The sequence below is a fragment of the Aeromonas sp. 1HA1 genome, from assembly GCF_029237385.1.
Lineage (GTDB): Bacteria > Pseudomonadota > Gammaproteobacteria > Enterobacterales > Aeromonadaceae > Aeromonas > Aeromonas popoffii.
The window spans coordinates 1-7464 of record NZ_JAACGC010000111.1 but is presented as its reverse complement, the minus strand read 5'-3'; the positions used below and the strand labels follow the sequence as shown (position 1 = coordinate 7464).

11 protein-coding genes are annotated in these 7464 nt (G+C 47.1%); 5 read left to right on the top strand and 6 right to left on the bottom strand.

Annotated elements, in window-relative coordinates:
- The first annotated feature begins 400 nt into the window (after positions 1–400).
- The 4 genes from GWQ22_RS20300 (at position 401) to GWQ22_RS20285 (ending at position 1869) form a co-directional block, all read left to right on the top strand.
- Complete coding sequence (locus GWQ22_RS20300) at positions 401–799, top strand: hypothetical protein (protein ID WP_275931461.1); 399 nt, start codon at positions 401–403, stop codon at positions 797–799.
- Between the two features lie 96 nt (positions 800–895).
- Positions 896–1135 (top strand): methionyl-tRNA formyltransferase, encoded by a 240-nt coding sequence (locus GWQ22_RS20295; protein WP_146142128.1) that lies wholly within the window; start codon positions 896–898, stop codon positions 1133–1135.
- A gap of 11 nt (positions 1136–1146) precedes the next feature.
- On the top strand, positions 1147–1359 hold the full coding sequence (locus GWQ22_RS20290; RefSeq protein ID WP_106843736.1) for a DUF3892 domain-containing protein: 213 nt from the start codon (positions 1147–1149) through the stop codon (positions 1357–1359).
- 159 nt (positions 1360–1518) lie between these two features.
- On the top strand, positions 1519–1869 hold the full coding sequence (locus GWQ22_RS20285) for a DUF3653 domain-containing protein (RefSeq protein ID WP_275931460.1): 351 nt from the start codon (positions 1519–1521) through the stop codon (positions 1867–1869).
- 28 nt (positions 1870–1897) lie between these two features.
- Here the strand turns inward: GWQ22_RS20285 and GWQ22_RS20280 are convergent, their stop codons facing one another.
- On the bottom strand, positions 1898–2251 hold the full coding sequence (locus GWQ22_RS20280; protein WP_275931459.1) for a hypothetical protein: 354 nt from the start codon (positions 2249–2251) through the stop codon (positions 1898–1900).
- 263 nt (positions 2252–2514) lie between these two features.
- Between GWQ22_RS20280 and GWQ22_RS20275 the strand changes: the two genes are divergently transcribed.
- Positions 2515–3402 (top strand): DUF2971 domain-containing protein, encoded by an 888-nt coding sequence (locus GWQ22_RS20275; protein WP_275931458.1) that lies wholly within the window; start codon positions 2515–2517, stop codon positions 3400–3402.
- A gap of 216 nt (positions 3403–3618) precedes the next feature.
- Here the strand turns inward: GWQ22_RS20275 and GWQ22_RS20270 are convergent, their stop codons facing one another.
- The 5 genes from GWQ22_RS20270 to GWQ22_RS20250 all read right to left on the bottom strand — a co-directional run bounded on the left by GWQ22_RS20270 (position 3619) and on the right by GWQ22_RS20250 (position 7453).
- On the bottom strand, positions 3619–3891 hold the full coding sequence (locus tag GWQ22_RS20270) for a hypothetical protein (RefSeq protein WP_275931457.1): 273 nt from the start codon (positions 3889–3891) through the stop codon (positions 3619–3621).
- Positions 3878–4780, bottom strand: a complete 903-nt coding sequence (locus GWQ22_RS20265) for a hypothetical protein (RefSeq protein WP_275931456.1) — start codon at positions 4778–4780, stop codon at positions 3878–3880. Before GWQ22_RS20265 ends, GWQ22_RS20270 begins: the two co-directional genes overlap by 14 nt.
- A gap of 363 nt (positions 4781–5143) precedes the next feature.
- Entirely contained in the window at positions 5144–5977 is an 834-nt protein-coding gene (locus GWQ22_RS20260; RefSeq protein ID WP_275931455.1) for a hypothetical protein, read from the bottom strand.
- Positions 5978–6139: 162 nt separating this feature from the next.
- A complete protein-coding gene (locus GWQ22_RS20255; RefSeq protein ID WP_275931454.1) occupies positions 6140–7342 on the bottom strand; it encodes a zonular occludens toxin domain-containing protein in 1203 nt (400 codons plus the stop codon).
- A complete protein-coding gene (locus tag GWQ22_RS20250) occupies positions 7343–7453 on the bottom strand; it encodes a DUF2523 family protein (protein ID WP_275931462.1) in 111 nt (36 codons plus the stop codon).
- Positions 7454–7464 lie beyond the last annotated feature (11 nt).

The following is a 7464-nucleotide window of genomic DNA, read 5'->3' as shown; positions in this document are numbered from 1 at the left end:
CCCATTTTTGCCTCTACCGTCTCGCGGCGAAACACGCCCATCTTGCCCCGATACTGGATCACCCCTTTCCCTGCTAAACCGGTCTTTAATGCCCCAGTTCTAGCGACCAGCCGAAGGCTATAGGGCGTGGCTGGTAACTCCTAATCCTCCAGTCGTAGACAAGCCCATGCCAAGCTCTTACGCCTTGTCAGTGCGTCTTTTCGGGCTGTTGCTGTTCAAGCCCCCCGGGTAGTAATACGGGGGGAATTCCCAGACAACCATGCTCACAACATCCACGGGGGAGGGGTGTTATCTCTCACTAAGTGGGGGTTTTATCATTAAGCTCTTGTTTTGCAAGCAACCGCCCCAATATCCGTATGGATCATGCCGCTCAATAGAAAATCTGACTCGAGGTATCGTGATGCAGCTAGAGGAATTTGTTCAATCGGCTATTCAACAAATAGCCAGAGGCGTATCCAATGCGTCTGATGATGTTGCCAGCCTGGGAGGGCGAGTGAACCCTCATGACCACATTGCATCAAGATCTCCACGTCTTACCAATATAGATTTTGATGTTGCGCTGGTTGTAAGTGAAGGTTCGCAGTTGCAGGGGGAGGGGAAAGTGTCATTGATAAAGGTTTTTAGCCTTGGTGGATCAGCTCAGGAATCCAACGCATATCAGCAAACCAGCAGGGTAAAGTTCACTGTTGCCGTAGAGCTACCAAAGAATTTGAAGGCTGGCAGCACTATGGAAGAGGAACAGGATGCGCTTAACGTACTTTATGCGGCCTCGACACCAGAAAACGTTTGGAAGAAGTAGGATTTACTCATTATGCCGATAACCCTATTTATCGGCATCTTGTAGCTTGGTTCTTCTCTTGAACTCGATTTTTATCATTCAATAGCCTGGGGGCGTATGGATAATCCAAAAAAAATCATGCAGATCACACCTGCTGATGGTTGGTACTATCGTGTAGATGCCGTTAATGTTGCTGTCTTTCCTGTAGCCATGTGGGCATTGCAGGATTCGGGAGAAATCGTTGGGATTGTTGATTTGGGAAGTGGATTGCAGCCATTGCATCAATCTCCAAAAGGCCGTTACTTGCAGTTTGAGCAACTTACGCCAGAAGAACGACTCAAAGCAGCTCAACGTTGAGAACAATGATTATGGCTAAAATCATTAGAGGCAATGCTGACGGTAAAAATGGTGAAAATCAGAGCTACACCATACCTGGTCGTGGCACGATTTCTCGTAGTAAAGCGGTTACAGAGGTAAAGCAAAAAAAGCATCCAAATCATCATGTTATTGTGGTGAATGATGTTGAATATATTCGTGCTAATCGTGATAGCTCTAAGCCCAATAACATAGATGAAAAATGATACAACGCATTGATGTATCTCATATCTAGGGGCCTCCGGCCCCTTTGTTCTACCTACAAGCCTGACCGCGCATAATGCTACGTTTTGTTAAATGCCCATCCGAAACCGGCCGATAAGCCAGCCCACGCAATTTTGCTGGTTTATCAGGTATTTACTTGGATGGAACGAGAGTTGACCAAAAACTTCATTTTTCGCTGGTTTGAATGCGGCTTTTCAGTTGAAGAGGTGGCAAATCTATGTTTCGTTTCTGTGAAGCAGGTCACATATTGGGATAAGGGCAAAGAGATCCCACCTGCTTATAAACGGCTTATGCGTATGGCTTCGGGTAGGGAGTTGCCCACTATCTGGAAGGAATGGGAAGGCTGGCGGATGAAGAATGATTGCCTTGTCTCCCCGACAGGAGTCACCTATGACAGGCGAAGGCTGGAGGCCATAGCCATCATCCAAGCGGAGAGATCAGAGCGACAGATGGCCGCTTTCTACTGGAGGAAAAAGTTAGGCGTTATGTGAATGGTGGGGGCTACGGCCCCCATTTCGTTCATTTCTTCAAATCAGCCTTCATGGCTTTAAAGAGGTTGCTGTAAGCTTCATTTCTCTCAGAACGTGGCCCGTCATTGGTATCCACCATCCTCTGTGCATACAGGGATACTTCCTCGGAGCCAAAAAGATTACAGCGCGTTTGCCAGAGAGCAAAACCCTTGGAGTTTGCATCAGACGGCTCTACAGCAGCCTTATGAAGTGCATCCAAGAGTCCCAGATATGCAGTTCTCATTTCTTCATACTGTCGATCCGTTCGCTTAGATGAGCGGGCTCTCAAGTCCGAGTGGACTGTACTGATTAACGTACCAATACCCAATCCACCAACGATCCCCGAAATCAATGTGTAGTCCATGGAAACTCCTATTCATATCATGGTCAATGCTACCACAGACCATTGGGTGGATAGGAAAGGTACTCGTCGGCGCGTTGCAAAAGCTGGAGGCTGCGCCCCCCGCGCTTTAGTGTAAGGGCCCCTGCTCTAAACACTCGCCCGAGTGGGCCTGGGCCGAGAGGTTGCCCGTATGGCCCTACCATCGAGGATGGAAGGGTTCCGAGAGGGTAGGGGATGGGGTAGAATTCCCCCCGTATTACTACACGGGGGGGAGCAGAAGACTCATGGAAATCTTATATAAATACTACTCAAAGCTTGATATTAATTATTTTTTAAACCCAACAATTAAAATTAGTTATATTAGAAAGCTAAATGACCCGTTTGAAAGCATAGTAAATAAAAACATAAAAAATGAAATGCTAGGTTATGACGCAACCAAGGAAAGAAATTTAGGCAAAGAGATACAGTTTTATTCATTGTTAAGCCATGTAGGGGTCGTATCTCTAACTGAAACGCCAAGAAATATTTTGATGTGGTCACATTATGCAAACGAACACAAAGGGATTTGTATAGGATACAAAACAAATTTTTTAGACCACCACAGACATAAAATAGACTCAATACTCCCAGCATTTTACAGACCAATAAAAGTAAACTATGACAATATCAGATATGATCCACATACAGATATATTTCAATCGGAAAATAGATCCCAACTGGTTAAAAAGGCCATACTAAAAACTTTAATAACAAAGGGTGATGACTGGATATATGAAAAAGAACATCGTTCAATCATCCCATTGTCACATCACGACTATATCCAGTTCAACAGTAAAACTAATAGTTTTGAATTTTATCAAAGTCAATTCAATGAGATTGAGCGTATTAATACTGAGAATGGATTTAGATTCAAAAACCTGACCGAAGTAGACATACAAATGGTCAACGAGGAAAATGATCTAATGTTTATGCTATCAATCAACCCAGAATCAATAGCATCGATATATCTAGGCTGTAAATCAGATTATATTGATAACTGTCTCTTATATAAAAAAATAAAATCACACCCAAGTTTATCGCACATAAATGTATACCAAGCCTCAGCCAGCAGAGAAAGGTTCGAGCTTGATATGACTCCTTTCGTCAATGATCTTGATGACTATATATCATAAGACCTTGGGAGCTGCTTGTCTGGGACAGGAAGCAAAGGCAGCCACCACCAGCGCCCTATAGCCTTCGGCTGGTCGCTCTAACTGGGGCATTAAAGATCGGTTTGGCAGGGAAGGGGATGATCCAGTCTCAGGGCTATATCAGCGTGTTCCGCCGCGAGACTGCTGGAGAAAAAGGTGGCTGCTTGTAGGGGCAGCCACCTTTCTAATCAAACCTTATCACCTTACCTTTTTAAAAATCAGCAAAATAAGAAACATACATATTGGGAAACCGAGTATTGCAGCTTCAAAAACAATGTTCGTTGCTTCATTAATATTTTCTATTATTGCCCTATGATACTCTAACGAAACAGGGCCAGACAAAAGAACACTTTCTTTTTCTGATATGTGGCCAAATGATAAAGATGCCAAGGCCAGCCAAAAATAATAGCCTAGAAAAATAAATGCAATTGCCGACCAGCGTATAATGGTTTTCGTTTTAGTTGTTAACATCTGACACTCCACTCAATATACCACCGACTGAACCACCAGAATAAGGTGATAACTTACCGATTGCTGATGCAACCTCAGCCAATGCACGAAATATCACATCATCATTAGCTGGCAATGCCTCGGTAGCGTTCGGGTATTGCTTTCTAAATTCAGCAGTAACCTCTACGACCTGCATAGAAGACCCCGAAATCTTCTCTATCAGATAACGCTGCAAAGATACAGGAACAGCGAAATCCTCCTCAGAATCAATCCTCATTTGAGAATTTGTTGTATAGCCGCCCTTAAAAACAGAGGAACCAGCCATTTTAACTCCATCGGTAGTATGTGTTGTGCAGTTCTTCCCTGTTACATCATAATTATCAATGGTATGACCGTTTTTCTTTGTCTTCTCGCCCATATCAGGAGTAGGGATGGCAGGAACTCCGCTAGACCAAAGACGTTCAAAATACTTTCTAGCAATGGCAGGATCAGCATCATTAATCATGAAAACTCTAGCTGACTTACTATAAAGCTCATCACGATAATACTCTCTGGCATCGTCATACTTGAAGAAATTCAAGATGCCATCACCAACAGCCCCTCGAGGATTTCCGACTCGACCAAATCGACCATATGTATAAACAAACGGGCTGTTACTCTCATGAACAGAAACGAAAGCGTGTCCAGCACCTTTAATCTCAGTCCAGACAAAGACACCATTTTCTATTGGATTGACTGGCTTCTTGCACTCGTCATCCGTTCCCAGCCACATCCCCTCGGCCTTCTTGATCAGCTGAACGAAGCCTACATCATCTTTTTTCAGATACTGGATCGGCTCGCCGGTGGCCAACTCGTTGTCCTGCCACAGGCCCAACCCCTTACCATATTGCTTCATCTGCGCCGGAGTCATATCTCCCCCAAACCAATAAACGAGGCGCGCATTGTGCCACGAGCTACAGGCGAGCCCAAAATCTGAATGACGTAGGACGACACTGATTGTCGAAAAGAATCGTCTTATCACCCTGAAAGGGCTAAGAAAAGATGACAGAAGACCGTAATAGCGGCTTGTCTTCGACAGGAGGACAAGGCAGTCACCACACGCGCCCCATAGCCTTCGGCTGGTCGCTCTAACTGGGGCATTAAAGATCGGTTTGGCAGGGAAGGGGGGATCCAGTCTCGGGGCTATATCCGCGTGTTCCGCCGCGAGACTGTAGGGGCCAAATTAGCATAGAGGGGCGGCTTGTAGGGGCTAACGCCCCTGATTCGGTAACGGTTACTCCTCTTCAGATGACGTAGCTCGCGGGATTAGTTGACCAACCCAAGCAGACTGACAGGCATCCCGAAGACGAACAGCCAATTGCTTATCGAGTGGATAGGTCATATCAGCGGCGATGGCCGTCAGATATGTCAGCAGCTCATCAGCATCTGAACGGTCAAAAGTAACAGTGACTTTTTTCTGCTTCAGGCGAGAACGATATGCGGCCTGCTTCTCAGCTGGAGTCATGGCACGTTCGCCAGCAGTTGGCCTTCCACGGGAACGTTTGGGCTTGGCCAGCTCGGGGGAGGGGACACTTTTAGCAACTGTTACCAATTCAATAGCTGGAACGTGTTCAGGCTCTTGATGTATTTCAGTAACGGTTACCGAAGGACTGGCTTTGGGTTTCTTCGATGCTGGTTTTATTTTAGTCACAGTTACCTCTAATGATTGCTCGGCAAAGACGGCCTCTGGATTCGAGGATGAACGCTTTGCAATAACTTCGGCGATCATCACCGCGTTCTTGGCGTTGAGCTCTTTCATCGCTTCATGAAGCTGCTTGGACGAATCAGGATAAACGGCAGGCTTCTTGGGTGGCCTGGGCGGCAAGGAAACAGCTTCCCTCTCCAATTTATCAGCGGCCATATCAGCCTCAATCATAAGGGATTCGATGGCTCGCCGAAGCGGGATTGGCCTGCGTGGCCAGACTGGCTCCTCAAGAGGTAAATCAGAAGGCGTAAGACCAAGAGCCTCTAACGCATCAATCATATCGAAAATGTTGTCCTTCTTGATAGCCACAAGAAGACTGTCATACCGCGCACGAAGTTGAGCAATCTGAGATTTGTAGTCCATGACGAACCCCTTTTAGTCACCGTTACCATAATCATTATAGCAACAGTGACTAAATAGGCAATCGATTTGGTAACCGTTACCAAATGTTTTTCACGTAATGCGGTATGGCCGGGGAAGACCGTTCGCAGTGACGCGGTTATATTTTTTATACCCGTTCACTAGCTATGAACGGTCATCCGATGGTGCATTTTTGGTATCGCCGCCAGCAAAGAGGGCAGCATTGTATTTCCTGCGCAGGGTATCCCCATCAGGGTCACAATACACATCCACCGGCTGGCCCTGGTACTTCACTACCGCATGGCAGGCGCTCATTGCAACCACACGAGCGAGTTCGTCCGGCCAGTCATCACTATGAAGGGCCTGCACGTCATCGCCCTTGCGAAGAGAAAAGCAATAATCGACCCGAAATGATCCTGGATCTTCTTTCACCAACACATGGCAACTGATAACCAGACGATAGCCAGCGAACGGCCCTACAGAAAGAACCCCGCCAGGAGACGCAACAGGAGCGCCGCCAGGACGTACCCCATCAGCGGGCGTATCACCCACCGCCCCAGAAACCGGAGCAGCGGCAGCAGCGCCCTGAACGGCCTTAGCAGGAGCATCAATATACTCAGGCTTGATGAAACCAAAGTAGAGACAGAATCCCATAACACCCAGAAAAAACAGTATTTTAGGGTCTCGTAATATCGAGCTACCCGCAGCTGTATCCGAGACTTTACCGGTTGTAGTTGAATCATAAAGTTTGAAAACATACTTGGGCACCTTGTTGAATGGCTTGGCTTGCAACACATGAGAGGCAGACGTGCCGGAGTTATCCGACAGGTGGAGAACGGTCTTGTAGCGACCACCAATACCCAACACGGCCATATTCGTATGGCGGATGGCGGTTTCTGCAGGGGCGCGAACAACGGAATGCACTTTGCTGATATTCGGCGTGGTGAAAACGAAATCCCAGTTATGGTGACGGTGCATATCAAAGGCCACGTCGATTGTTTCCGGCCTGCCATCCTGCTTGGCCTGCTCCGTGCCACCTGGATAAGCGAGACGGTCTAAATCGCTTTGGCGCCAGGAAGGTGGAAATACCCGCTGTACTTCATCGACCAGGAAGAAAACACCCTTGGGTGCCCAGTGATAGAAACGAGCGAAATGATCCCGACCCTCCTGGGATTCGGTTTCGACATACGTTACCTGGAAGTCATCCGGCACCGCCTTGCCCAGGACCTCTCTACACCGCTCAGCCGTGAAGCCACGCACGTTGGTGACGATATGACGGCCTGCCTTGATGGCTGGCAACACATCGGTATGAATGGCCCCTGACGACTTATAGGAACCAGGGGCGCCGTGATGGATCTTGATAGACATTTACCACCCCATCATATTGAGCATGAAGCGGGTAACAAACGCCTGGGAAAGGATTGTCAAACCCTTATCAAAATGCAGGTAAAGCAATATCCCCCGTAGCCCAGGAGGCAATAAATTAAAAG